General features: G+C 42.8%; 26 protein-coding genes and 1 tRNA gene. 16 read left to right on the top strand and 11 right to left on the bottom strand.

The window, feature by feature from the left end; all coding sequences use genetic code 11:
• Positions 1–55: 55 nt before the first annotated feature.
• Together atpC and atpD are read right to left on the bottom strand one after the other, a co-directional pair.
• Positions 56–460, bottom strand: a complete 405-nt coding sequence (gene atpC / locus ABM313_RS23405) for an ATP synthase F1 subunit epsilon (RefSeq protein WP_434685538.1) — start codon at positions 458–460, stop codon at positions 56–58.
• 188 nt (positions 461–648) lie between these two features.
• On the bottom strand, positions 649–2,082 hold the full coding sequence (gene atpD / locus ABM313_RS23410; RefSeq protein WP_434685539.1) for a F0F1 ATP synthase subunit beta: 1,434 nt from the start codon (positions 2,080–2,082) through the stop codon (positions 649–651).
• A 219-nt stretch (positions 2,083–2,301) separates the two neighbouring features.
• Here atpD and ABM313_RS23415 point away from each other — a divergent pair, with 219 nt between their 5' ends.
• On the top strand, positions 2,302–2,835 hold the full coding sequence (locus tag ABM313_RS23415; protein ID WP_434685540.1) for a dihydrofolate reductase family protein: 534 nt from the start codon (positions 2,302–2,304) through the stop codon (positions 2,833–2,835).
• 103 nt (positions 2,836–2,938) lie between these two features.
• Positions 2,939–3,718 carry a 3'-5' exonuclease gene (locus tag ABM313_RS23420; RefSeq protein WP_434685541.1) on the top strand — a complete coding sequence of 260 codons (780 nt, stop codon included), beginning with the start codon at positions 2,939–2,941 and terminating at the stop codon, positions 3,716–3,718.
• Positions 3,719–3,942: 224 nt separating this feature from the next.
• Here ABM313_RS23420 and ABM313_RS23425 read toward each other — a convergent pair whose 3' ends face one another.
• A complete protein-coding gene (locus tag ABM313_RS23425; protein WP_434685542.1) occupies positions 3,943–4,653 on the bottom strand; it encodes a glutathione binding-like protein in 711 nt (236 codons plus the stop codon).
• Positions 4,654–4,901: 248 nt separating this feature from the next.
• The gene (locus ABM313_RS23430) at positions 4,902–5,129 is read right to left on the bottom strand and encodes a hypothetical protein (protein WP_434685543.1); all 228 of its coding nucleotides are present in this window, start codon (positions 5,127–5,129) and stop codon (positions 4,902–4,904) included.
• 106 nt (positions 5,130–5,235) lie between these two features.
• On the opposite strand from ABM313_RS23430, the gene ABM313_RS23435 reads away from it, so the two are divergent.
• On the top strand, positions 5,236–5,637 hold the full coding sequence (locus tag ABM313_RS23435) for an aminotransferase class I/II-fold pyridoxal phosphate-dependent enzyme (RefSeq protein WP_434685544.1): 402 nt from the start codon (positions 5,236–5,238) through the stop codon (positions 5,635–5,637).
• A gap of 190 nt (positions 5,638–5,827) precedes the next feature.
• On the opposite strand, the gene ABM313_RS23440 is transcribed toward ABM313_RS23435, so the two are convergent.
• Positions 5,828–6,841 carry a bifunctional riboflavin kinase/FAD synthetase gene (locus ABM313_RS23440; RefSeq protein ID WP_434685545.1) on the bottom strand — a complete coding sequence of 338 codons (1,014 nt, stop codon included), beginning with the start codon at positions 6,839–6,841 and terminating at the stop codon, positions 5,828–5,830.
• A 162-nt stretch (positions 6,842–7,003) separates the two neighbouring features.
• Here ABM313_RS23440 and pyk point away from each other — a divergent pair, with 162 nt between their 5' ends.
• From pyk to ABM313_RS23460, 4 genes are all read left to right on the top strand, one after another.
• Positions 7,004–8,776: a pyruvate kinase gene (gene pyk, locus ABM313_RS23445; protein WP_434685546.1), complete on the top strand. Its 1,773-nt coding sequence runs from the start codon at positions 7,004–7,006 to the stop codon at positions 8,774–8,776.
• A 50-nt stretch (positions 8,777–8,826) separates the two neighbouring features.
• Complete coding sequence (locus tag ABM313_RS23450) at positions 8,827–9,981, top strand: iron-containing alcohol dehydrogenase (RefSeq protein WP_434688583.1); 1,155 nt, start codon at positions 8,827–8,829, stop codon at positions 9,979–9,981.
• Between the two features lie 111 nt (positions 9,982–10,092).
• The gene (locus ABM313_RS23455; protein ID WP_434685547.1) at positions 10,093–10,563 is read left to right on the top strand and encodes a low molecular weight protein-tyrosine-phosphatase; all 471 of its coding nucleotides are present in this window, start codon (positions 10,093–10,095) and stop codon (positions 10,561–10,563) included.
• A 53-nt stretch (positions 10,564–10,616) separates the two neighbouring features.
• On the top strand, positions 10,617–11,207 hold the full coding sequence (locus ABM313_RS23460; RefSeq protein ID WP_434685548.1) for a Uma2 family endonuclease: 591 nt from the start codon (positions 10,617–10,619) through the stop codon (positions 11,205–11,207).
• 26 nt (positions 11,208–11,233) lie between these two features.
• Here the strand turns inward: ABM313_RS23460 and ABM313_RS23465 are convergent, their stop codons facing one another.
• Together ABM313_RS23465 and rpmB are read right to left on the bottom strand one after the other, a co-directional pair.
• Positions 11,234–12,115, bottom strand: a complete 882-nt coding sequence (locus ABM313_RS23465; RefSeq protein WP_434685549.1) for a prephenate/arogenate dehydrogenase — start codon at positions 12,113–12,115, stop codon at positions 11,234–11,236.
• A gap of 49 nt (positions 12,116–12,164) precedes the next feature.
• Positions 12,165–12,401 (bottom strand): 50S ribosomal protein L28, encoded by a 237-nt coding sequence (gene rpmB, locus ABM313_RS23470; RefSeq protein ID WP_094535250.1) that lies wholly within the window; start codon positions 12,399–12,401, stop codon positions 12,165–12,167.
• Positions 12,402–12,656: 255 nt separating this feature from the next.
• Here rpmB and ABM313_RS23475 point away from each other — a divergent pair, with 255 nt between their 5' ends.
• From ABM313_RS23475 to ABM313_RS23505, 7 genes are all read left to right on the top strand, one after another.
• Positions 12,657–13,028, top strand: a complete 372-nt coding sequence (locus tag ABM313_RS23475) for a cupin domain-containing protein (RefSeq protein WP_434685551.1) — start codon at positions 12,657–12,659, stop codon at positions 13,026–13,028.
• A 93-nt stretch (positions 13,029–13,121) separates the two neighbouring features.
• Positions 13,122–13,508, top strand: coding sequence for a hypothetical protein (locus tag ABM313_RS23480; protein WP_434685552.1), 387 nt, complete (start codon positions 13,122–13,124; stop codon positions 13,506–13,508).
• Between the two features lie 65 nt (positions 13,509–13,573).
• The gene (locus ABM313_RS23485; protein WP_190579723.1) at positions 13,574–13,990 is read left to right on the top strand and encodes a XisH family protein; all 417 of its coding nucleotides are present in this window, start codon (positions 13,574–13,576) and stop codon (positions 13,988–13,990) included.
• The gene (locus tag ABM313_RS23490) at positions 13,978–14,313 is read left to right on the top strand and encodes a XisI protein (RefSeq protein ID WP_190579725.1); all 336 of its coding nucleotides are present in this window, start codon (positions 13,978–13,980) and stop codon (positions 14,311–14,313) included. The genes ABM313_RS23485 and ABM313_RS23490 overlap by 13 nt, the downstream gene beginning before the upstream one ends.
• Before the next feature lie 136 nt (positions 14,314–14,449).
• On the top strand, positions 14,450–15,268 hold the full coding sequence (gene dapB / locus ABM313_RS23495; protein ID WP_434685553.1) for a 4-hydroxy-tetrahydrodipicolinate reductase: 819 nt from the start codon (positions 14,450–14,452) through the stop codon (positions 15,266–15,268).
• A 72-nt stretch (positions 15,269–15,340) separates the two neighbouring features.
• Positions 15,341–15,841, top strand: coding sequence for a helix-turn-helix domain-containing protein (locus tag ABM313_RS23500; protein WP_434683803.1), 501 nt, complete (start codon positions 15,341–15,343; stop codon positions 15,839–15,841).
• Between the two features lie 2 nt (positions 15,842–15,843).
• The gene (locus tag ABM313_RS23505) at positions 15,844–16,413 is read left to right on the top strand and encodes an IS630 family transposase (protein ID WP_434683804.1); all 570 of its coding nucleotides are present in this window, start codon (positions 15,844–15,846) and stop codon (positions 16,411–16,413) included.
• Positions 16,414–16,589: 176 nt separating this feature from the next.
• On the opposite strand, the gene ABM313_RS23510 is transcribed toward ABM313_RS23505, so the two are convergent.
• Positions 16,590–16,662: transfer RNA gene (locus tag ABM313_RS23510), tRNA-Glu, on the bottom strand.
• A 199-nt stretch (positions 16,663–16,861) separates the two neighbouring features.
• Complete coding sequence (locus ABM313_RS23515; RefSeq protein ID WP_434685554.1) at positions 16,862–17,290, bottom strand: NUDIX domain-containing protein; 429 nt, start codon at positions 17,288–17,290, stop codon at positions 16,862–16,864.
• Positions 17,291–17,500: 210 nt separating this feature from the next.
• Between ABM313_RS23515 and ABM313_RS23520 the strand changes: the two genes are divergently transcribed.
• Positions 17,501–18,343, top strand: coding sequence for a response regulator transcription factor (locus ABM313_RS23520; RefSeq protein WP_094535294.1), 843 nt, complete (start codon positions 17,501–17,503; stop codon positions 18,341–18,343).
• Between the two features lie 15 nt (positions 18,344–18,358).
• Positions 18,359–18,625: a hypothetical protein gene (locus ABM313_RS23525; RefSeq protein WP_434685555.1), complete on the top strand. Its 267-nt coding sequence runs from the start codon at positions 18,359–18,361 to the stop codon at positions 18,623–18,625.
• 258 nt (positions 18,626–18,883) lie between these two features.
• On the opposite strand, the gene ABM313_RS23530 is transcribed toward ABM313_RS23525, so the two are convergent.
• Both ABM313_RS23530 and ABM313_RS23535 read right to left on the bottom strand, forming a co-directional pair.
• The gene (locus ABM313_RS23530) at positions 18,884–23,356 is read right to left on the bottom strand and encodes a CHAT domain-containing protein (protein ID WP_434685556.1); all 4,473 of its coding nucleotides are present in this window, start codon (positions 23,354–23,356) and stop codon (positions 18,884–18,886) included.
• A 30-nt stretch (positions 23,357–23,386) separates the two neighbouring features.
• Positions 23,387–24,010, bottom strand: coding sequence for a type I restriction endonuclease (locus ABM313_RS23535; RefSeq protein ID WP_434685557.1), 624 nt, complete (start codon positions 24,008–24,010; stop codon positions 23,387–23,389).
• Between the last annotated feature and the right edge of the window lie 9 nt (positions 24,011–24,019).

Below are 24,019 nucleotides of genomic sequence, written 5' to 3' on the forward strand. Positions count from 1 at the left end.
CATAGGCGATCGCTTTTTTGATTCGATAAAGATTTTCGGTTGACGAAAATTTTGACTAGATAGGAGTAGTTGCTTGCAATCTAGCGCGAGCCATCCGCAAATTTTGCTCAGCTTGAATCTTGCCTTGCTTATCTTCAGCCTTAAGCCCAGCCAAAGCTTGCTCTGCATCTTCAAGTTTTTTGCGTGCTTCTTCGGCATTGATTGTGCTGCCTAATTCGCCGCTACGTACCAAGACGGTTACTTCGTTTTCTTCGACTTCAGCAAAACCACCTGTAAGAGCGATCGCCGCCCAAGCTTTATCCTTGCGAAAACGTAGCACGCCTGTTTCGAGAGCCGAAATTAGAGGGGCGTGATCGGTCAAAATACCCAATTGCCCTGTGGAACTAGGTAAAATCACTTCCTCTGCGACAGTATCCAGAATTGTTGTATCTGGGGAAATTACTTTTACAGTTAGGGTCATTTTTTAAAATATTAATTTGGTAATGGGGGATTGGTAATTGGTAATAGGGGATTGGCAATTGGTAATGGGGATTGGTGGTTACAAAATTATTAACTAGTCAATCTTTAGTTAACTTAATCAAAAAATTAATTTCCGATCACCAATCACCAATCACCGATTCCCAATTACCAATCACCAAATCACCTAAATTAATTACCAGCCTTGAGCTTTTCAGCCTTAGCGATCGCTTCTTCGATGTTACCAACGAGGTAGAAAGCTTGCTCAGGCAGATCATCGAGTTCACCCTTAAGGATGCGATCGAAACCATTGATGCTTTCTTCGAGGGTGACATACTTACCAGGAGATCCAGTAAATACTTCAGCAACGAAGAAGGGCTGAGACAAGAAGCGCTCAATCTTACGGGCGCGGGCTACAGCCAATTTGTCATCTTCAGAGAGTTCATCTAGACCCAAGATGGCGATGATATCTTGCAGTTCTTTGTAGCGCTGAAGAATTGCTTGTACGCCACGAGCTACACGGTAGTGTTCATCACTGACCACGCCTGGTTGCAGCATAGTCGAAGAAGAATCGAGGGGGTCAACCGCAGGATAAATACCCTTAGAAGCCAACCCACGAGACAACACGGTGGTTGCGTCTAAGTGAGCAAAGGTGGTTGCAGGTGCGGGGTCAGTCAAGTCGTCCGCAGGTACATATACCGCTTGTACTGAGGTGATTGAACCTTCAGTGGTGGAGGTGATACGCTCTTGCAAAGCACCCATATCGGTGGCGAGAGTTGGTTGATAACCTACAGCCGATGGCATCCGACCAAGTAGCGCCGATACTTCGGAACCAGCTTGAGTAAAGCGGAAAATATTGTCGATGAACAACAATACGTCTTGCTTGGACACATCACGGAAGTATTCCGCCATCGTCAAAGCAGTTAAGCCTACACGCATACGTGCTCCGGGTGGCTCGTTCATTTGACCATAAACGAGAGCGAGGTACTGAAGTACGCCCGATTCTTTCATTTCGTTGTAGAGGTCATTACCTTCGCGGGTACGTTCGCCTACACCACCAAACACCGACACACCAGAGTGCTTTTTCGCGATGTTGTTAATTAATTCTTGGATTAATACTGTTTTGCCTACACCAGCGCCACCAAATAGACCAATTTTGCCACCACGACGGTAGGGTGCAAGCAGGTCAATTACCTTAATACCTGTTTCAAAGGTGCTAGGTTTGGTTTCGAGAGAGGTAAATTCAGGGGATGGACGGTGAATTGGGAATTTTTCTTCGGTGGTAACAGGTCCTAGTTCATCAATAGGTTCACCTAATACGTTGAAGATACGACCAAGGGTGTTTGGACCAACAGGAACACTAATCGGTGCGCCTGTATCGGTTACATCCATACCTCTAACGATGCCGTCAGTGGTACTCATTGCAACTGCACGAACTTGGTTATCGCCTAGTAATTGTTGGACTTCGCAGGTGACATTAATGTCTTGTCCTGCGGAGTTTTTGCCAGTTACGACAACGGCGTTATAAATTTCGGGGATTTTGCCACTGGGGAATTCGGCATCGACCACAGGACCGATGATCTTGGTGATGCGCCCGACTGATACTTTCTCTGCGGTTGTTACCATGCTTGCTGTTTACTCCAGCCTCTTAACTCAGATTCTAAAAAATTTGCAATGAAATGACGTGCAAGAAGATATATGCAAGAAAATGCAACATATCAATAGGATCAAACTCTAAGAGTTTAACTTTTTTGCACTCACATATAAAGCTAACCGCTTCTCAAAATATCATTTAATGGGGATCGAAAGATCGCTGGTTTACCGAAAACGACTAGATTTTCTGCTATGGGGCAATTGATTTTGTATATTGCAACTAGTTTGGATGGCTATGTTGCGCGTAGTTCTGGAGCGGTGGACTGGCTGTTTACAGATCAGGATTATGGATATGAGGATTTTTATGAGACCTGCGATCGCCTGATCATGGGACGCAACACCTATGAGCAGATCCAATCTTGGGGTGACTATCCCTATCCTGAGAAGCAAGGTTTTGTATTTTCACGTACTGTTCAGCAAGGTCAGAATGAAAATGTGACTTTTGTTGCTGGCGATCTAACTAACTTTGTGAGAAAGCTGAAATCTCAAGATGGTAAACACATTTGGCTAGTTGGTGGTGCAGCGATCGCCAAAACCTGTTTAGAAAGTAATCTTGTTGATAAATTTATTTTGTCGATCCATCCCATAATTTTAGGCGAAGGCATTTCTTTGTTTATCCCACCTCTACCTACCTTAAATTTAAAGTTGGAAAACGCTCAAACCTTTGATACAGGGTTAGTGCAGCTTACTTACCAAGCTTTACATAGCTGTAGTCACTTGCATTAAGCGAGTGGCGGCGCTTCGCGCCGCCACTCGTCTTCTGGTTTTATGTCCTAGGCTAACGATAGTTTTAGGACTGACGTATTAGCCATTTAACTAATTAGAATCAATGAAAATTAATGCCAATCTTTCTACAGAATTGCTCACCTACTATCGCCAGATTAGTACAGAGGTGTTTACAGTAGTTGACTTAGAAACAACAGGCGGAAAAGGTGATCGCGATCGCATTATTGAAATTTCGGTGCTTCAAGCCACGCTCAAAGATGGAATTCAACAAATACTTACTGACCTAATTAATCCTCAAATCCCCATACCTGAACAAATTGTCCGATTTACAGGTATCTCACAGGACATGGTTACTGATGTTGATACCAGTGACCAGATTTTGCCAAAATATTTACCCATGCTGCAAACGGGGATTTTGACTGCACATAATATTGGGTTTGACTACTCTTTCCTCAAGGCTGAATATCAAAGACTTGGTATTGAATTTATTGCTCCTAAGCAACTTTGTACGGTCAAGCTATCAAGGTTGTTACTGCCACACTTACCATCGCGATCGCTGCCTAAGTTGGTCAAACACTACAACTTTGATGTCGGTAAGTCCCATCGAGCCGAATCCGATGCGATCGCCTGTTGGTTACTTTTAGAGAAGCTACTTAACCAACTACTCAGTGCCAAGGATGAGGAAATATTGAATCTATTTGGTCAGCAATGGCTCTCTGGAGAAGACATTGCCATAATTTTACAACTTCCTCTTAACCAAGTTGAAGGGTTTTTGACAGACTCCACAATCAAATCAAGGTTCTCAAATCGTAGACAAATCAATCTTTACCAACGTAGAGAAGTTGAAGAACTGGCTAAGACAATCCCTCCATTATCTACTTAGTAACTGATGTTACGTGGAAGGGTTTCCTGTAATAGTGGAAGATTGGGGCTTGCCCTGTGGCATAGCCCCCTACAAAAAATTTAAATTATTCAGGTAGGGGCAATCCCCCCGTGGTTGCCCTGCTGTGCCAGTAGTACGGAATTCCTGTCTGAGTTCCACGTAACATCAGTTAGTAACTAGATTTTAGAACTATAGATATGATGGAAAGTACGAAGTGCCACCCATCATATCCCAGATTTTAAATTTGCTGCGGTTTGACCGAAGAGAATTTTCTTACTTTCTTCTGTAATTGTTGGTTGACCAGCAAAGGGTTTTGCCTGCTCATAGGCACGAATCACGGCAGGACGCTCACGGATTCTTTCTAGCCATGCTTGCAGATTGGGAAAGTCTTCGATGTTTTGCTGTTGATGCTTGTATAGAAGTACCCAAGGATAGCAAGCCATATCGGCGATCGAGTACTCTCCAGCAATATATTTTCTCCCTTCTAGTTGATGATCTAGAACTCCATAAAGACGATTAGTCTCTTTGACATAGCGATCGATCGCATAGGCAATCTTTTCAGGTGCATATTGAGAGAAGTGATGATTTTGTCCCGCCATTGGACCTAAGCCACTCATTTGCCAGAATAACCATTCCATAACAACTGTGCGATCGCGTAAATTCGTTGGTAAAAACTTACTTGTTTTCTCAGCGAGATATTGCAAAATTGCTCCAGACTCAAATACAGATATGGCTGACCCAGCATCTACATCTAATGGATGGCGATCGATAATTGCAGGCATTCGATTGTTGGGCGCAATCTTGAGAAAGTCTGACTGAAACTGCTCACCGACGCGAATATCTATGGGATGAATTTCATACTCCATTTCTGCTTCTTCTAAAAAGATCGTAATCTTATGTCCATTGGGTGTCGGCCAGTAGTAGAGTTCAATCATAGATTTGGGGGCTTCGCTTGGTTAGTATCGCTATAGCCATTTCAGTTAAGACATAAAGCCCAAAAGGGAATTGCGGCACTCCGCGCCGCAATTCCCTTTTGGGCTTTGGGTTTGTCCTAACATAAATTGGCTAATGTTATTAAGATATCTTGCCTTTCATTGTAGCGTAATCGCTAAAACGTCCCCATTGTAGAAGTTTCTAGTTTGCAACAGAAAAAGGCGGCGCGAAGCGCCGCCTTTTTCTGTTGTTAGAAATAATAGTGACTTTCAATCCAGCTCATAACTTCTTCTTCTGAGCCTAAGTGAGCAGAATGACCAGTCTTAGGATCGTAAACACACCAGTAGGAATTTCCACGGCGATCTATTTTCTGCCAAACTTTAATTTCTTCATTGTGATCAAAAGTTGCTTGGACTAGATTGTGGAATGTTTTACTAATAACATCCAAGAAGTTAGGGGAAATAAAAGAGACTCGCATAATTTCGCCTGCAAGTAATTGCGAATATTTGATACTTACTATTTGTATCTGTTAATACAAACTTTAAGAAGGTACAAATTTATCTGTTTTAGCTAGTTTGGTAGAAATGAAACTTCTGCATGATTTGCATGTTTCTACAGTGACTCAAGCGATCACCAGTGAGTATATTGCCTCTGGACATTATCGCCGCCATCTCAATCATCTACGTTCCATCAATCATCAAAGGCATGATTTGATGCTGCAATCAATGGAGCAATATTTCCCCAGTTCGATCCGATGGACAGTTCCCAATGGAGGACTGTTTATCTGGGTGCAGCTACCAAACCATACACCGATGCAATCTGTTGGTCAGCAAGCAGCCGCACAAAAAATTTTAATCGGACGTGGTAAGCTCTTTTTCCCTGACGGGCAAGGCTATCCTGCCTTTCGACTCAACTTCTCACAGTCCTTAGAAAATATTGAACGTGGTGTTGCGATATTAGGAGATATTCTCAAACAAAACCTCTAGAGGGTTTGATACCAAACCACAAAATGGCTACGTCATTTTGTGGTTTTATAGCAATGTAAGAGATAGCTCGGACAAAAATCAAAACCCAAAAGAAGAGTGGCGGCGCTTCGCGCCGCCACTCTTCTTTTGGGTTTGTGTCCTAAGCAAAACTTACATTGCTATAAACCCTTTACTGGGTTTGGTTTTTAATTCACGAAAGTGTAGCCACACTTTCGTGAATTGGTATGACTAGTTTCTGTTGGGCTAGTACAAGATAGTTGTGTGCAGTCTGGCAATCAGTCTGAATTTGAGCTTTGAGGGCATCAAGGGAATCAAATTTCTTTTCAGGTCGAATAAATTTGATCAGGTTTACACTGAGATGCTGATCATAAAGATCGCCTTGCCAATTAAATAAATGCACTTCAACCGATCGCCGATCGCCATCTACAGTTGGTCGCAATCCGATGTTCATCACTCCTAATATTGGTGATTGTGTGTTTGCATCAGGATGATTGAGCGTTGCTTGGACTGCGTATACCCCATCACGCGGCAAACACTTTTGTGTTGGCAGTTCTAAGTTTGCCGTAGGGAATCCGATCGTCCTTCCTAATTGCTTGCCTTGTACGACTCTGCCAACAAGGTTATAAGGACGACCAAGCAGTGAATTCGCTAAATCAATTTCGCCTTGGGCTAAGGCTGTGCGAATGTTCGAGCTACTGATTCGCACGGGAGGCTGATCTGTATCGCCAAAACTCATCGTTTGTTCTGGAATAACCGTAAGGCGATCGCCCCAAATATTTTGGAGATCGGTGACATCACCTTGGCGCTTACTCCCAAAGTGAAAATCAAAGCCGACACTGATTAACTCGACTTGGAGGGAGTCAATTAAAATTTGCTGGATAAATTCGGCGGCGGTTAGTTTGGCAAGATCAGCATTGAAAGGCAGCAAAACTAACTGCTCAACACCAAGGGATTTGAACAAGGCTACTTTTTCATCAAAAGGTGCAAGTAGCGATCGCTGTTTTTGACTAAAAAATTCTTGGGGATGTGGCGAAAAAGAAACGACGGTACTAGTTAAATTCGGGTAGCGATCGCGCAAAGATGTCGGCAAAATAGGCGCAATCACATGCCGATGTCCCACATGTACGCCATCAAAGTTACCGAGGGCGATCGCAGTGGGACGAGAAATTTGGGTTGGGTCAAAAATTACTCTCACGCTTAACATTTTGACATAATAGAAACCAAAAAATAGGAGACGTGCTTAGCACGTCTCCTATTTTTTGGTAATGGGTACAGTTATTTCACTCATGTCCCAGAGAGTGACACAACCATGCAGAATTGTCATGAGATTCTGGTATGTTTGAGGTTCGCCGTTAGCTGACAATCCATGACCGTTAGAGAAACTTTTCGTCGCACAAAAATTGTTGCTACTATTGGACCCGCGACCAGTAGCCCCGATATGATTCGCCAGCTTATTGAAGCAGGCGCAAGTACTTTTCGCCTCAACTTTTCCCACGGGACTCATGCTGACCACCATCGCAGCATCTGTAATATTCGCCAAGTGTCCAGTGAACTCAATCAACCTGTGGGTATTTTACAAGACTTGCAAGGTCCTAAAATTCGCCTTGGGGTATTTAAAGAAGGTCCAATTACCTTAAATAAAGGTGATAAGTTCACGCTTACTAGCCGCCAAGTTGACGGCAACTCGGAAATTAGTTGCATTACCTATGACACCCTTGCGGAAGAAGTGCCAATCGGCGCAGTAATCATGCTAGATGACGGCAAAGTGGAAATGGTCGTCGAAGCTGTGAATGTGGAATTAGGTGATCTTTATTGCCGCGTGGTCATTGGTGGCACGCTTTCTAATAATAAAGGGGTAAATTTTCCCAACGTTCACTTATCTGTCAGTGCGATGACCGATAAAGATCGCGAAGATTTACGTTTTGGTTTGGCTGAAGGTGTGGATTGGGTCGCACTCAGCTTTGTCTGTACTCCTGAAGATGTACTGGAAGTTAAAGACCTAATTGCTGCTTCAGGTCGTAAAGCTAGCGTTGTTGCCAAAATCGAGAAGCATGAAGCGATCGCAAATATGGAAGCGATTCTCTCGGTTTGCGATGGCGTAATGGTAGCGCGTGGTGATTTGGGCGTAGAAATTCCTGCGGAAGATGTACCGATCGCCCAAAAACAATTAATTAAAACCGCCAATCGCCTTGGTATTCCCGTAATTACGGCAACGCAAATGCTCGATAGCATGGTCAGTAATCCGCGTGCAACCCGTGCGGAAATTTCTGACGTAGCCAACGCAATCATCGATGGCACGGATGCGGTGATGCTCTCTAACGAAACTGCGGTGGGTAAATATCCGATCTTGGCTGTGGAAACGATGGCAAGAATCACGGTTCGCATCGAAAGAGAACAGGATCTAAAAATGCAGCCCCTTGAAAGCATGGGACGCGCTGTGCCTAATGCTATCAGCCAAGCTGTAGGTAGAATTGCGATTCAACTAAATGCGGCGGCGATCGTTACCCTCACCAAAACAGGATCGACAGCCCGCAATGTCAGTAAATTCCGTCCTCCGATTCCGATTTTGGCAGTTACGCCCAATGTCCAAGTAGCAAGACGCTTACAAATGGTCTGGGGTGTACAGCCGATGGTCTTAATCTCCTTGCCATCAGCCAGACAAAACTTTGAAGCGGCTCTTAATCTTGCCCAAGAGATGAAATTGCTCTCTGCTGGCGACTTAGTGGTTATGTCCGCAGGTACTCTGCAAGATGTAGCAGGTTCTACCGATTTGATCAAAGTCGAATTTGTGTCGTCAGTAGTTGGTAAAGGTTTAAGCATTGGCTCTGGCATAGTTCACGGTCGGGCTAGAGTTGCATTCCATCATCTGGATGTGCGTGACTTTAATGAAGGCGAAATCCTTGTGATTGATCGCACCGATGCTGACTATATCGAAGTAATTCGCAAAGCCTCGGCAGTAATTACTGAAGAATCAAGCCTTGACTCCCATGCCGTGGTGATCGGTCGCAGATTGGGTGTACCAGTTTTGATTGGAGTCCCAAATGCTACAGGCTTCATTCGTGACGGTGAACCGCTTAGCGTTAACTTTAGTAAAGGCATGATCTACTCTGGCTCGCGATCGGACGATCTAGCGTTTTAGCTATATTAAAGTTGATGCAAAGCATCAACTTTAATGTTTTTGAGTTAGTCATGGAAAATTTTGCTTTTTACAATCCAGTCAAGATTTTATTTGGCAGAGGTCAAATTGCGAATATTGGTGCAGAAATCCCCTCTGATGCAAAAATCCTCATCACCTATGGTGGTGGTAGCATCAAAAGCAATGGAGTTTATGAGCAGGTAAAAGCAGCCCTAGCAGATCGTAACTTTCTGGAATTTGGTGGGATTGAGCCTAATCCACATCTAGAAACCCTGCTCAAAGCGGTGGAATTGATTCGTACCGAAGGGATTGATTTCTTACTGGCTGTAGGCGGCGGCTCCGTCGTGGATGGTACAAAGTTTATTGCAGCAGCAGTTCCCTTTGAAGGCGATCCTTGGGATATTTGTGCCAAACAAGCACCCATCAAAGCAGCAATTCCCTTTGGGGCTGTGCTGACCTTGCCTGCCACAGGTTCTGAGATGAATACTGCTTCTGTTGTAACTAAGTGGGAAACTCAAGAGAAACTCTTCTTTGCTAGCCCATTGGTATTCCCAAAATTCTCAGTGCTAGATCCTGAAACGACTTACTCTTTGCCTATTCGTCAGGTCAGTAATGGAATTGTTGATGCCTATGTTCATGTAATGGAACAGTATTTGACATATCCTGCCAATGCACCATTACAGGATCGAATGGCGGAGTCTATCCTCAAAACCTTGATTGAAGAAGGTCCCAAGGTCTTGGCGGATCTCCATAATTACGAAGCACGAGCAAATGTGATGTGGTGTGCGACGATGGCGCTAAATGGACTGATCGGTGTGGGTGTGCCTCAAGACTGGGCAACACATATGATCGGACATGAGCTAACAGCTCTACATGGCATCGATCATGCTCAGACCTTGGCGATTGTGCTGCCGAATATGCTGACAATTAGACGCGATCGCAAGCGGCAAAAGCTCTTGCAATATGCCGATCGCGTTTGGGGTCTGGTCGATGGTAAAGAAGATTTACGTATTGATCAGGCGATCTCCAAAACTCGCGAATTTTTTGAATCTGTCGGTGTTCCTACCCATCTCTCAGACTATGGTGTAGGACTAGATGTGATTCCCAAAATCATTGATCGCTTTGAGAAACGTGGTTTTGTCGCCTTGGGCGAAAATCAAGATGTCACGCCTAAAGTTGTCGAGAAAATTTTAGTGCTTTGTGCTTAACTTCTTTCTATAAAGGTGTTGCTTTGCAGCATCTTTAGAAATCTGAAATGCATTTATGTGTGGGGCGGCTTTGCTGCCCCACACATAAATGCAGAGTTATGGAATATAAATATGACTAAAAAACTTCTATTTGTTTGTCTCGGAAATATTTGCCGATCGCCTGCGGCGGAAAATATTATGAATCATCTGATTGAGCAGGAAGGACTAAGCGATCGCTTCATCTGTGATTCGGCAGGAACAGGGGGGTGGCATGTGGGCGCACCACCTGATCGCCGTATGCGTGCCGCAGCCAAAGAACGTGGTTTAAACTTTGTTGGTTCAGCTAGGCAGTTTGAGGCGATTGATCTACGCGAATTTGATTTGATTCTAGCGATGGATAAAGACAACTATCGCAATATTCTCGCACTCGATCCGCAGCGAAAATTTACTGATAAAGTAAAAATGATGTGCGACTACTGTGAAACTCACACGGATAAAGAAGTTCCCGATCCTTACTATGGCGGTGCAGATGGATTTAATTATGTGATCGATCTCTTATTTGATGCCTGTGGTGGTCTACTTAAATCTTTAAAAAGTCATTAAGCTCTTGCAATGCTCTACTAACCCAAAATCAACAATGAAAAGGAGCAAAATATATGCCTACTTCAGTTACAGAGGCAGCAAGCACATCAAACAAAAAAGTTTGGACAGATGCGGCTTTTATGTCTCTTCCAGATGATGCATGTCATTATGAAATTGTGGACGGAGAGCTAGTTGTAATGGGTAATTCAGGAGCATTGCATGGATATATTTCCATTGTCTTGAGTTCGGCTTTGTTTGCGGTTGTCTCCTCTCAAAAGCTAGGAGTACTATTTGATTCGAGTACTGCTTTTAAAATGAAAAATGGCAATAAACGCTCTCCCGATATTTCTTTCTTTGCCAAAGAGCGCTTGCAAGGAATTTCAGAACTTCCTACTAGCTTTTTAGAAGGTGCACCAGATTTGGCGATCGAAATCCTATCCCCTGGTAATACGGTGGAAGAAATTAACACCAAAATCTTAGAATATTTTGAGAATGGAACTCGGTTAGTTTGGGTTGTCAATCCGATCCAACATTACGCTCTAGTCTACCGTTCCGCCCAAGAACCCGATCGCCTTCTGAAAAGAGTCGATTTTCTAGATGGTGAGGATGTTATTAATGGGTTTACTTTTCCTGTGGCGGATCTATTTCAAAGCTTGTCCTTTTAGCGAAAATCCTACAACAATAGATATATTCAGTCTATATAAAATGGGCGATCGCGTTGAGTGTTTGCCAAAAAAGCTTCTAGTTCTTCCCATTGTTTGTTCTCAATTAAACCAATCACTGCTTGCAAAGATTGCTGATAGGTATGGAGCGATCGCAACACTGCTGATTGATTGTATTCTGCCATTAGTCGCCCTAGTTCAGGATTGCCGCCACCAACGCGACTAGTATCACGAAATCCAGAACTTGCTAGGTTTTGCGCTAATTTTAAAACGCGATCATCGCCTTCTTGCTGACAGGATGCAATTAAACTTGCGCTAATCATTACAGGTGCATGGCTAATCATTGCCACAGCGCGATCATGTTCTTCAGGACTACATTCATGGATATTCATGCCTACTGCTTGCCAGAGCGATCGCACTTTTGCCACTGCTTCTTGATCATTGCTAGGCGTAACCACACAGGGACGATTTTGAAATAGATTACGTTCGGCGGCTGAGATACCTTGAAAGGCAGTGCCAGCCATCGGATGACTACCGACAAATTGCTGTCCAAATTGCTGACAGATTTTTGATGCAGGTTCAACGATCGCCGCTTTGACCGAGCCAACATCTGTAAAGATCACATTAGCGGGCAACTTTGGGGCAATTAATGCAATTGTGGACAGGATCGAGGCGATCGGTGTGCAGATGACGACGATATCTGTTTGAGCAAGAATGCGATCAGGAATATTTTCAATATCAATATCAGCAATATTTACGGCAGCGATCGCTTTTGCTTGTTTGCAGGTTTCAGGGTTGCGGCTAAGACCCCATACATAATTTTGAGCTTGGTTATGATCTTGTGTTGAGGCGAGCAGATCTAAACCTAGCGAACCACCGATTAGTCCTAATCCAACGATACCAATGTTCATAAAATATATTTAGGGTAGCAAGTGCTTCGCACTTGCTACCCTATTTGAGTTAGAACTTGCGGAGGTCAATACCTGCTTCCTTAGCAAATGCTGATAATCCTTTCTTTTGCAAAGTCTTAATGGCTTTGGTGGAAATTTGTAATTTTACAAAACGCTTTCCTTCTTCCCACCAAATTCTTTTGTCTTGTAAGTTTACGTGTTGTAAGTGCTTATGACGCTTGTGTGAGAAAGAAATCGATACGGCATTATTGGCTTTTTTGCCTGTTAGTTGGCATACGCGACTCATAGTACTAGTCTCCTATTTTTTCAGTCCAGCTAACCATAGTACAACCTCAAAGCGTCCTTCGGCAATTAAGAAAAATATTTTTCAGTGTTCAAAGCCCAAAAGGTAGACAGGGCAGAGCGCTACATTCCTTTTGGGCTTTTACCTATAACTCAGATTTTGTCAGGTATTTGGTTAGACAAACTTCTAAGATATTGAGTAAGACAATCTAAAGTGGCGAAGTCGGTAAATTACAGCCATGCTTAGGGTGTAGCAAAAATGAGTAATAGCAGAATTTTTAATAGTGCTAAGTTCTTTCTAGCAACAGACGGAGAGCCTATTCGCTCAGTCGTTACTGAATCACCAGATACCGTTGTCGTAGCTTGGTATATTAAGCCAAATCAGGAAATTGCGCCCCATATTCATCCTCACGGGCAAGACACTTGGACTATTTTGCAAGGTAAAGGCAAATATTATTTAGATCAACAAGGTACAACCAAAGCGATCGCCGCAGGAGATATTGTTATCGCACCGACTGGTTGTGTTCATGGCGTATTTAACGATGGCGATGAGCCACTAGTTTTTATTTCAACCGTTTCACCAGCTACCGCAGGATATCAACCTGTATTTATCGGGGCATCGGTTTCCTAAAAATCAAAGAGGCAGATTTGCTTGCGAAGCAAGCAAATCTGTCTCTTTGGTTTTTATTGTAATTTTAGGGGTATAAAAATAATGAAACGGTTAATGAAATATTTTCAAGAGATCAAACTTAATAAATTGATTTTATGGTGCTATTTAATTTGGTATTTAGTTGTCATCATTTTTTATTTTGACCCTACACTTAAAATATGGAGCAATGCCATAGGAATCAGTGTAGTAATTGGCACTGCACTAGTGTTAAGCGTTTCTGCTAGCGATAGCAAAGTGGATTATTGGCAAACATTTCGATTGTATTTAATGCCATTCTGTGTGTCTAGCTTTTCATCATTGATTAAAGATCAAGGATTTATTGTAATTATTTTCCCTAAGCCACAGGAAACAATATTAGCGATCTTAAGCTGCGGTATTTTCTTGTCGATTATTGGAGTGATTAAATTCGCACATAGAGCGATTAGCCCAAAAAACAGCTAACTTGTAAGCTAAGCTCGTAAATGTAATACAACACTTGCGATACTTCCCAGCTTCTTGAGGTAAAAATGCCTGCAAAAGATATGTTTCATGACAGCGCTAAAGCAGCTTTGCTCAAGGATGGTTGGACAATTACCCATGATCCACTAAGTTTACGCATGGGGAAAAAGGATTTTTTCGTGGATTTAGGCGCTGAGAAACTTTTGGCAGCGGAAAAGGATAATCAGAAAATTGCAGTAGAGATCAAAAGCTTTGTTAGCCAATCTGAAATCCGAGATTTAGAAAATGCTTTAGGTCAGTATGTTTTGTACCACAACATTCTTAGCGTGCTTGAACCCGATCGCATTTTATATTTAGCTGTACGTGAGTCAGTTTTTGTTGATTTGTTTGAGGAGACGATTGGTAAGCTTTTGTTAGATAGACAAGTTCTGAAATTGTTAACGTTTGATCCAGAAATGGAGGTATTAAAACGATGGATAAATTAGCAAGTTATCGACAAATTATCCGTACTGTCTTACTACCCTACACACAAATTACCTATGCCAATGTACCTGTAAGAAACATTGCAGTTTTTGATGATGAGCATGGACAATACCTGATCATGTCTGATGGCTGGGATGGCGTAAGACATTTACATGGTTGCTTAATTCATATTGAAATTATTGGTAATCGTCTTTGGGTACAGCGTGATGGCACTGAGGACGGTATAACTGACGAACTAGTTGCCGCAGGCATACCCAAGCAAGATATCGTATTAGGCTTCCAAGAGCCAGCAGTACGCAAATATACGGGCTATGGTGTGGCTTAGGCAAAAGAAGTAAATAGTGAAGTATAGAGTTGTTTCCCTGCCTTCGGCGGGGAAACAACTCTATACTTCGCCTGCTTGAAAAGCGCTATATTTAGCCAAAGTAGACCTGCAAAATAATCCCGCAAAAATATACTTTATGACCAATGCACAAATCCCTGTTGTTGTCTCTGGGGCGACAGGCAAAATGGGGCGCGAAATTATCAAAGCGATCGCCCAAGCGCCAGATATGTATCTTGTAGGTGCGATCGGTCGCAAACACATCGGCGAAGATATCGGTGAAGTGGTTGGTATTGGTGAATTAGAGATACCTGTGACTGATAATCTCGAAGTCGTGCTTGCCCAAGCCTCTCAAGAGTCGCAATTACCAGTAATGGTTGATGTCACGCATCCCAGCATTATTTATGACAATATTCGCTCAGCGATCGCCTATGGTGTGCGTCCTGTAGTCGGCACAACGGGCTTAAGCGAACAACAAATTGCCGATCTCGCCATTTTCGCGGACAAGGCAAGTACAGGCTGTATCATTGCCCCAAACTTTTCTGTCGGGGTGATTTTGATGCAACAGGCGGCGATTGCTGCTGCTAAATATTTCCAGCATGTGGAAATTATCGAACTGCACCACAATCAAAAAGCCGATGCGCCTAGTGGCACTGCAATTAAAACCGCCCAAATGCTCTCAGAACTGGGGCAATCCTTCAATCCTGCCCTTGTCGATGAAAAAGAACATCTCACAGGTGCAAGGGGCGCGACTTACGGCGAGAACATTCGCATTCATAGTGTTCGTGTACCAGGGCTAGTGGCGCGTCAAGAAGTGATTTTTGGAGCGATGGGTGAAACTCTCAAAATTGAGCATAATGCTAGCGATCGCACCTGTTACATGGCAGGTGTGTTGCTTTGTGTCCGCAAAGTCCTTGCGCTCAAGTCCCTTATTTACGGGTTAGAAAAATTACTATAGCTATAGTCATACCAAAACACAAAGAAGAGGCAACAGATGATATAAGAGAAAAAGGAGAAAGAGGATAACAAAATGGCAGGGGTATATAGATTAGAAATAAGTGAAAGCGAAGAAGAGCTAAAAGAGATGCTAGGGCGGCAGAAAACAGGCTCAGATAAAGAACGAGTGCAAGTATTGTACTTACTGAAAAGCAAGCAAGCTGGCACAGTGCAAGCCGCCGCTCAACTAATCGGGAGAAACCGTAGCACAGTGCAAGAGTGGATCAGAGGATATCGAGAGGGAGGAATAGCAGGAATACTAAGCCATAAACCAAGAGTAGGCAGAATACCCAAAATCCCAGATTGGGCGCAAAAAGCACTGGACAAACAACTGCAACAGGAAAAAGGATTTAATAGCTACGGAGAGATACGACAATGGCTACAGGAAAAACTAGGAATCGAAAGTACCTATAAAAATGTGCATGACTTGGTGCATTACCGAATGAAGGCAAAACCAAAGGTAGCCCGTCCCTATAGCGCCAGTCAAAACCAAGGGCAACGCGAGGAATATAAAAAAAACTCTCGGATAACCTAGCCATGGTGGCATGGTATGCCGTGACCGTGTTGGGATTAACGGGAAAAGTCCGATTCTTTTGTCAAGACGAAACAAGGATTGGTTTGAAAACCATCAGTGGTCGTAAAATAACGGCTCGTGGGGTCAAACCCAAGGCAAAAGTCCAGTGGCAGTTTCAGGCTACATGGTTATACGGCATCGTCGAACCTGCGACGGGAGAAAGCTTTTTCTATGAATTTAGTCATCTCAACACTGACTGTTTTCAAATATTTCTAGACCTTGTATCAGAGAAATTTGCAGACAGCATAATTATCTTGCAAGTTGATCAGGCTGGTTGTCATCGGGCTAAGCGTTTACGATTACCTCACAATATCATTTTGATATTTCAGCCTGCTCATTCTCCAGAATTAAACCCAATTGAGCGGGTTTGGCTACATTTGAAGCAAGGGTTGAGATTTTCTTTACCCAAAAATATGGATGAGTTGCGGCTTTTGGTCAAGAATCGTCTCTCCGAAATGACTAAATCTGTAATTGCTTCTCTTGTCGGTAGAGATTCCATACTGGATGCTCTATCTGTTGCCTCTCTTTTGTGATTTGGTATCACCTGTATCTGGACAAATCAAAAACCAAATAGTGTGAGGCGGCGCGAAGCGCCGCCTCACACTATTTGGTCAAGCATGGCGACAGCTATATAAAGTTCCACTACGTCTCGAGCAATTGAACAATAAAAAAGCACTTGCATTGCAAGTGCTTTTTTATTGTTCAAGAATACCCCCAGGGGAATTCGAATCCCCGTCGCATCCGTGAAAGGGATGTGTCCTAGGCCTCTAGACGATGGGGGCGTGTTCTTGACCTTTATTAAGATACATACATGACTGAATCTTTGTCAACACTTAAAGCAAACTTTTTTGTATATAGCTGTCGCCAAGTGTATGAGAACATAAAAACCAAGAAGAGAATAGCGGCGCTTAGCGCCGCCATTCTCTTCTTGGGTATCGACGGTAGCCATATAACAAAAATCCACAAAGTGCTGGATTTTTGCTATATTTTGGGGCGAATACCATAGTTGCGATAGCGCCAATAATCTTGCAGGATTTGAGCATGGTCGAAACATAACTGGCTAGGTATTTCCCAAGCTGTAAAGCAACCAACAGACTTAGCATCATCATCAGCCTTTGGTTCACCCACTGCTTCAGCCATGTACACAGCGCTAATCGTATGTAGACGCTCATCTCGACTAGGATCTGAATAAAGCCCTAGCAAGTCGATTAACTCCACCTGTAGCCCTGTTTCTTCTTGAGCCTCTCGCCTCGCGGCATCTTCGAGACGTTCGCCATAATCGACAAATCCACCCACGATCGCCCAGCCGTGAGGTGGATTTAGCCGCTCAATCAGGACAATTGGTTGGTGGGGGCGATCGCGCAGGGCAATGATGATATCAACCGTGGGAACAGGATTTCGATAGGTCACAGGATTAGTAATGTTGTTGTAAGTAATGAAAATCCCGATTATTGATGATGTAGCTTAGCCGCACCATCAATAATCAGTTCCCTATTTTACGGCGAAGCCTTAATGAATCAGCAAGCTCAACATTATTGTGAACTATAAGGTTTCTGACAGCGCTTTTCGCCATCTAGAGGGTAATTACAGCTACAAAAAACAGCTTGACACTGAGTTATGATGCAATTTCATAATCCGAGAGCTATAGGCATTACTCGGCAGGAGAGTATTTCTTTGATCCCAATCAGCATAGAAATTGTAGAAGGTAATCCGAATCTTGCCTCTCTCTTGGGCTGGCATTTGCAGCAGATTGGCTATTCGGTATTTCAGGCGGTCAGTTGTCAGCAAGCAAAGCTGGTATTTCAAAAACAGCAGCCGAGCTTGGTTATCTTAAGTACCGATCTGCCTGATGGGGATGGTATTGAGTTATGTCGTTGGCTCCATAAGCAAAGAAGTTCATTAATATTTGTGATTTCATCGCGCACCAATGAATCTGACATTGTGGAAGGTTTAAAGGCGGGTGCGGATGACTATTTGACTAAGCCTTTTGGGATGCAAGAATTTTTGGCAAGGGTGGAGGCTTTGACCCGCAGATTACGCACATCTGCGCCCCCTGCTTGTTTGGACTATGGTGTTCTGAAGATCGATCTAGTGCAACGCCAAGTGCGTTTAAAGGGAAATGCGATCGATTTAACGCCTCAAGAATTTAGTTTGCTATACGTTCTCGCGCAATCTGAGGGCTTAGCTCTCAGTCGTGCGGAGCTTTTGCAGCGTGCTTGGCCAGATGAGATTAATAATCCGCGTACTGTGGACACTCATGTTTTATCGTTACGCAAAAAACTTGAGGTTGATCCACAGCAGCCCAATTTAATCCAAACAGTACGCAATATTGGCTATCGCTTTAATCCTGAAGCGTTAATGCGATCGCCTTTACGCCCTAATTCTCAAAATTTAAATAACTCAAATAGCGATCGCCCTCCACAGTTTACGGCTCCACCCAGTCGTTCATTTGCTAAATATTAGGGTTATAAAGATTCGTTGGCGATCGCTAAAACTATCTTTGTTCAGCATAGTCGAGGCGTTGCTGGATGCAGTTATCAATTTCTTGTTTGTGATCCCAGTAGTAAGCGATCGCAATCATTCCATTTGATTACGTTAGTTTATCTAGTCTGTGAATCCAACTTATCTAGTAGTTTTAAACCTTTTTCTGGGTTCCCTTTAGCTGCTAACAGCTTAAATCTGGTATGGGTATCAAAGGCGGCGATGTCGATTTTGTTGCGAAGTTCTTCGACCCAGCGATCATAAGCGATCATAATGGTTAAGTTTCGCCAGAAGTTTGCAAGGTTTCGGCAATTACTTCAGTAGCATTTGTATAGAGTCCTGTGGCAAGTTGGGTTTAATGAATTGATCTTGTTCGGGTTGGAGGGTGATAGGCATAGGTTTAGTTGGTGTGATGGTTGTATCAATTATATCTGACGAAAAAAACGACGAATATTGTCTTTGTTTTACCTTTTTACTTTTTCCTTGGAGGGATACCACACATTTATCTGGTGCTATCAATCGTTATAACCCGTTACCAATAATTACAAAGGAAGACCAGTAGTTAGGATGACTAAATTCTTTACTGTTAATCATACTTAGCTGAGCTTTTCTAAGAGCCAATGATATGCTCACATTTCCCTTCTGTAAATTATCATAAAACAGTTGCATTAATAATTGTGTACCATCATCTGATACGCTCCAAAGAGCTGAGATAGAAGCTTTTGCGCCCTCTCGCAGGACTTGATAGCCAAAGCCTAGAATCTCTGTGCCATTTCCTATAATTGCTCCAGATCCAGTTTTATCAGCACTTAAAACGACCAGATCGACATCTTTAAAATTTAGGCGACGGAGATCGGATAGCAATAATTTGTCTCCATTACCAAACAAGATAAAAGAATTAGAAGGGTTGCCGCTATTAAATTCGGCATGAGTAGCCAGATGGAGAATATTGTACTTCGATAACTTTGTCTCGAATGCGCTGAGGCTAAAGTTGTTTTCGGCTAGGATGGTAGAATTTGGAAACAGTTTTGAGATTTGAGATACTTCGATAAGAGTAGAAGGCAAAGAAAGAAAGCCAAAGCGTTTTTCACCTTTGTTTCCACCAAAAGCCCCTGCCAGAATACGAATTGTTTTTTGTAGGATTTTATTTGAATCAAAGAGATTATACGCAATTAGATTGTTGACACTATACTTCTCAACTAGCCATTGTTTATCATCATAAAGAGCAGCAAGAGGAACATAGCGCAAGATGCCATCGGGTGCGTAGAGAATTGTAGTGGCTTGGGCTTGGGTGAGTTCGGCTTCGATGGGTTTAATTAGCAATTTGTATAGTTGTGCAGCAGGTTCTTTGACATCTTCAGAGGCTGAATCAAGGAGTCCATATCTGAAATCAATCACTAGAGTGTCTAGTTCTTTTTTCGAGATTTTGACGGTGCGGCTGATGGGGATGGTGTTGGGTGTAAAGAGAATGATTTCAAGGCGATCACCAAACACCAAAGGATAAACTAAAGCTGTTCCTTGAGGAATTTGTTGGAGATAATCTGGAACTTTGTTGATTTCTGATTTGGAAATTAACTGGATCTGACTAGCAAGTTGAAGATCTAGTTCTGCACTCTTTTCTAAATTGGTGATAGCTAGCATCTGATTGCTAATAGCTTTCTCTGGCTCTAAAATACTTGCTCCCTGAACACTCCTATTAAAGCCTTTCGTATCTTTAATATAATCTTCGAGTTCTTGGACTTTCAGGAGATCAATGAGTTGTAGCGATTCTATTATTCTGCCTTGTTGTAGTAAGAGATCGGCTAGGCGACGATAATCAGCAGATATAGTGTTTAAGTACGACTGTCGATCTTCCTTGCTGAGTTTAAGTATGTCTTTACGAATACCTTCGAGGGTGTTGATAGATTGTTTATAATAAACAATGGCAAGGTTAGATTGGTTTTGTGTTGCTAGCATATTGCCAATATTTTTAAGAGTGTTTCCCTCACCCGCTCTGTCTCTAATTTCCCTTGCAATGGCTAGATGTTGTTGTAGAAACTCAATAGCTTTGTCATAGTTGCCTAGAGCAATGTAAGCAGCACCCAAATTTCCCAATGCCCTTCCTTCACCCTGTCTGTCTCTAATTTCCCTTGCTATTGTTAAGCGTTGTAACTGAAACTCAATAGCTTTATCATATTTGCCTAGAGCATTGTAAGCAAGACCTAAATTCCCCAGTGCTGCTCCTTCACCCTGTCTGTCTCTAATTTCTCTTGCAATTACTAATTGTTGTAGTTGAAACTCAATGGCTTTGTCATAGTTGCTTAGAGCGATGAAAGTAGTACCCAAATTTCCCAATGCTCTTCCTTCACCCTGTCTGTCTCTAATTTCTCTTGCAATTACTAATTGTTGTAGTTGAAACTCCCTAGCTTTGTCATAGTTGCCTAGAGCATTGTAAACAAGACCTAAATTCCCCAGTGCTGCTCCTTCACCCTGCCTGTCTCCAATTTGCTTTGCGATCGCTAATTGTTGCTGTAGGTAATCAATGGATTTGGCATACTGAGAAAGGTTACCGTAAGCAACGCCTAGATTACCCAATATATAAAATTCTCCCTGTCTATCTTTGATTTCTCGTGAAACTATTAACGCATCTAGATAAAACTCTACAGCCTTATCATATTGCCCTAAACTGGAGGAGACTAATCCTAGGTTATTAAGGCTTTGAAATTCTACTTTACGATCTCTATTCTGACGACTTATAACTAGCAATTTTTGAAAAGCCTCTTTAGCTTGAGGTAATTTACCTTGTTGGTAGAAAGCAATTGCATCTCGAGAAAGAGTATTGTTACTTGATAGATCTTGAGAAATGCCGAAGGGTTGAGAAGAAACTACAATTTCAGCATTGCTTTTACCTATTGTTACTATAGACTCAACCTTTCTAAAGATTTCTCCTATCTTCGGATTCTTATCATCATTGACTATTGCTGCTAACTCGCTTAATAATGGTCTCAACTTACTTTCAACTTGTTCTAGTTCCTTTCTAGCATTGCTTTGATCTAGATTTGCTTTTATAGCTTCATTTCGCGCAGATTCTGCTATTTTAATTGCCTCTTCAGCTTGTCTAACTGATTTGTCTAAGTTATCTTTAGTTACTATTAAATCTAGATTTGCCTCTTGAAACTTTTGTTCCGACGATTCTCTTGCAGACTCTGCTAGCTGCTGCGCCTTTTTGGCTTCATCCGCTTGTTGTTCTGCTTGTTGTTTATTTTGATTTGCTTTTTTAGAACTCTTATCTGCCTCCGTAATTTGCTGAGTCAAAAAGTTTTTTTCTGATTGCAATCGACTCTTTTGCTGTTCTAGATCGTTTTTCCCCTCCTTAATCTTATCTATTTGTGTTTTAGCGCTCACTAAATCTTGGTTTGCCTGACCAGCCAAAATTGCAGCAATAGAAGATCCCAGTATTGACAGACTGAGTATAATTGCCCCGAAAAGAATTCTCTTGTTAGCTCTTTTTTGAGCTTGAGATAAAATTTCATTCGCCTCATTTAACTTCTTATTTGTCTCCTCAGCCGCCTCTCGTGTCAGCCTTTCCGACTCCAAAGACAACGCGATCGCCTGTTTCTCCACCTCACGACTATCGCGCAAAAACTGATCATCCTCATCACTCAACCGTTTCCCCTTAGCCCAAGCCTCCGCATCCTCCAAAGCCTGCCCCCGCAACAAAAAAGACTCCTTCTGCTCATCACTCTCCTGCCATGCCTGAAAAGCCGAACCATAAAAACTTGGACGCAGATCCCCCAACGCTCGACTTACCCAAGCCTGATTAAACACCGCCCCATAAATCTGATTGTAAACAATCAACCGCCCCTCTCTCTTCACCACCAACCCCGTTAACCGCAACTGCATCTGGTCATAACTCTCATCGGCGACGATTCCCGAAGAGATCCCCCCTACCCCCCTTGCAAAGGGGGGCTTTTCTGATTCTCCCCCTTCTAAAGGAATCTCTAACAGGATTTCTTCTCCCCCCTTTCCCAAGGGGGGCTGGGGGGGATCTCCATCCAAAACCTGCTGATACAAACCCAAAAGCCGCCCCCTTCCCCTCTCATCACTCTGCAAAATCCTATCTCTAATTGTCTTCAAATGTGCAGGAATATCCTGTGCTTCCCAATTCTCAATTACCTTCTCATGCGCGATCGCACTAACAAACTCATCAGGCGAAATCTGCCCTGCATCAGACTCAGCCGCGATTAAAGTCAAAAGCTTTTGGGTCAAAAAAGGCTGTCCACCCGTCCAACTTAAGATCGCCGCTAACACTGCTTGTGGATCGCTGACGCGATCGCCTAAACCTCGCGCCAAAGGTTCCGCCTCTTGCAGTGTAAACCCATTCATCTCCACCGCATGACCAATATTAAACGCCGAACTTCCCTTACCACGAATCAAATCCGCAGGTGTGGCTACTCCCAAAAAAGCAAAGGTCAATCGCTGATATTCAGGCTTCTCGGCGCGACGTTCATACAAGGAGCGAATCAGAATAAAGAAGCCATCAGTATCAAATTTGAGGCTGAGCAGATTATCAACTTCTTCAATGAAAATTGCAATTTTGTTGGGGATATTGGGCAATAGAACCTGCTCAATGAAATAGTCAAAACGTTCCACTACCGAAATTGATTGAGCATCCAGTTCCTTCCACCATTTCGGAAAGTCGATCGCTTGTTCTAAATGCAAATCGCCAATCAAGCGCTTAATCGTCCCCGCATACCATTGATCCTCGCGCAAAGTCGTCCCCCTTGTCTGGGGATCGATCACTGCACAGACAAAGCTTTCCTGTTGCAACCTTTGCATTGTCCGCACCCGCAAACTCGACTTGCCCATCTGTCGCGAGTTGAACACAAAGCAATATTCGCTATTTTTGAGGCGTTCTAATAATTCGTGATCGCATTGCCGCTCCACATAGGCAGTATTCTCAAGCGCTAAACTACCGCCAACTTGATATTGAAAATTGCTAGATGTTGTAGACATAGAGCCAGAGAATAAAGAAAGTTAATATTGCTATGGTTTCGCTAGTTGAGAGAGATGTTGCAAAATACTGACAACTGTATACAAATCATTACCTCTCTTAATCGAAAATAAATCTGACTCCGCATATTTCAAATTATCCTGTTGCTGAAGTTTGAGAAAAATAAATTCGCTACCATTAGTCACTAATCCAAAGACAGGACGTTCTGGATGGGGATTGGCAATCATGTAAGTCAGTGCTTGCGGAATGCCCACTTCTACGGAATAAGCAGCCCGCTTTGCTTCGATCACCACTACCCAAAATGGTGGTTTAAATACCAAAACATCAATGCGACCTTGAATTACGATCGCCTCTTCCTGTGAAAGAATCGATATCGATTGTTCCGCTTTTAGGTAAAAAGGAGAACGATAGAAGCCAGCTAACTTTAGAATTGGCGATAGTATCACCATTTTAACGATTGGTTCTAAGAGAGAGTGCTTAGACAAATGTAAATAATCTGTCTTGACATCATCTAAAATTAGCTGCTCACTTTCCTTGATATGGGGTAAATTATCGCGCCATTCCCAAAAAAAATCGTTATCAAAACTTTTCTCTAGCCGAAACAACTCCTCTAGTTTGGCTAAATCAATTTCCATTTCTTGCAATGTCTTAGACATATCATTAAC

It is taken from the genome of Pseudanabaena minima str. Chao 2107 (assembly GCF_051131155.1).
In the GTDB taxonomy this organism is placed as follows: domain Bacteria; phylum Cyanobacteriota; class Cyanobacteriia; order Pseudanabaenales; family Pseudanabaenaceae; genus Pseudanabaena; species Pseudanabaena minima.

Bases quoted from the DNA above. Each gene is read 5' to 3' on its own strand.
- ABM313_RS23440 (WP_434685545.1), bottom strand. From the start codon at position 6,841: ATGTTAAGCGTGAGAGTAATTTTTGACCCAACCCAAATTTCTCGTCCC.
- ABM313_RS23455 (WP_434685547.1), top strand. From the start codon at position 10,093: ATGACTAAAAAACTTCTATTTGTTTGTCTCGGAAATATTTGCCGATCG.
- ABM313_RS23435 (WP_434685544.1), top strand. From the start codon at position 5,236: ATGAAACTTCTGCATGATTTGCATGTTTCTACAGTGACTCAAGCGATC.
- ABM313_RS23530 (WP_434685556.1), bottom strand. From the start codon at position 23,356: ATGTCTACAACATCTAGCAATTTTCAATATCAAGTTGGCGGTAGTTTA.
- ABM313_RS23420 (WP_434685541.1), top strand. From the start codon at position 2,939: ATGAAAATTAATGCCAATCTTTCTACAGAATTGCTCACCTACTATCGC.
- rpmB (WP_094535250.1), bottom strand. From the start codon at position 12,401: ATGAGTCGCGTATGCCAACTAACAGGCAAAAAAGCCAATAATGCCGTA.
- ABM313_RS23520 (WP_094535294.1), top strand. From the start codon at position 17,501: ATGCAATTTCATAATCCGAGAGCTATAGGCATTACTCGGCAGGAGAGT.
- dapB (WP_434685553.1), top strand. From the start codon at position 14,450: ATGACCAATGCACAAATCCCTGTTGTTGTCTCTGGGGCGACAGGCAAA.
- ABM313_RS23485 (WP_190579723.1), top strand. From the start codon at position 13,574: ATGCCTGCAAAAGATATGTTTCATGACAGCGCTAAAGCAGCTTTGCTC.
- atpC (WP_434685538.1), bottom strand. From the start codon at position 460: ATGACCCTAACTGTAAAAGTAATTTCCCCAGATACAACAATTCTGGAT.
- pyk (WP_434685546.1), top strand. From the start codon at position 7,004: ATGACCGTTAGAGAAACTTTTCGTCGCACAAAAATTGTTGCTACTATT.
- ABM313_RS23430 (WP_434685543.1), bottom strand. From the start codon at position 5,129: ATGCGAGTCTCTTTTATTTCCCCTAACTTCTTGGATGTTATTAGTAAA.
- ABM313_RS23425 (WP_434685542.1), bottom strand. From the start codon at position 4,653: ATGATTGAACTCTACTACTGGCCGACACCCAATGGACATAAGATTACG.
- ABM313_RS23535 (WP_434685557.1), bottom strand. From the start codon at position 24,010: ATGTCTAAGACATTGCAAGAAATGGAAATTGATTTAGCCAAACTAGAG.
- ABM313_RS23500 (WP_434683803.1), top strand. From the start codon at position 15,341: ATGGCAGGGGTATATAGATTAGAAATAAGTGAAAGCGAAGAAGAGCTA.
- ABM313_RS23475 (WP_434685551.1), top strand. From the start codon at position 12,657: ATGAGTAATAGCAGAATTTTTAATAGTGCTAAGTTCTTTCTAGCAACA.
- ABM313_RS23480 (WP_434685552.1), top strand. From the start codon at position 13,122: ATGAAATATTTTCAAGAGATCAAACTTAATAAATTGATTTTATGGTGC.
- ABM313_RS23465 (WP_434685549.1), bottom strand. From the start codon at position 12,115: ATGAACATTGGTATCGTTGGATTAGGACTAATCGGTGGTTCGCTAGGT.
- ABM313_RS23505 (WP_434683804.1), top strand. From the start codon at position 15,844: ATGGTGGCATGGTATGCCGTGACCGTGTTGGGATTAACGGGAAAAGTC.
- ABM313_RS23415 (WP_434685540.1), top strand. From the start codon at position 2,302: ATGGGGCAATTGATTTTGTATATTGCAACTAGTTTGGATGGCTATGTT.
- ABM313_RS23450 (WP_434688583.1), top strand. From the start codon at position 8,827: ATGGAAAATTTTGCTTTTTACAATCCAGTCAAGATTTTATTTGGCAGA.
- ABM313_RS23490 (WP_190579725.1), top strand. From the start codon at position 13,978: ATGGATAAATTAGCAAGTTATCGACAAATTATCCGTACTGTCTTACTA.
- atpD (WP_434685539.1), bottom strand. From the start codon at position 2,082: ATGGTAACAACCGCAGAGAAAGTATCAGTCGGGCGCATCACCAAGATC.
- ABM313_RS23460 (WP_434685548.1), top strand. From the start codon at position 10,617: ATGCCTACTTCAGTTACAGAGGCAGCAAGCACATCAAACAAAAAAGTT.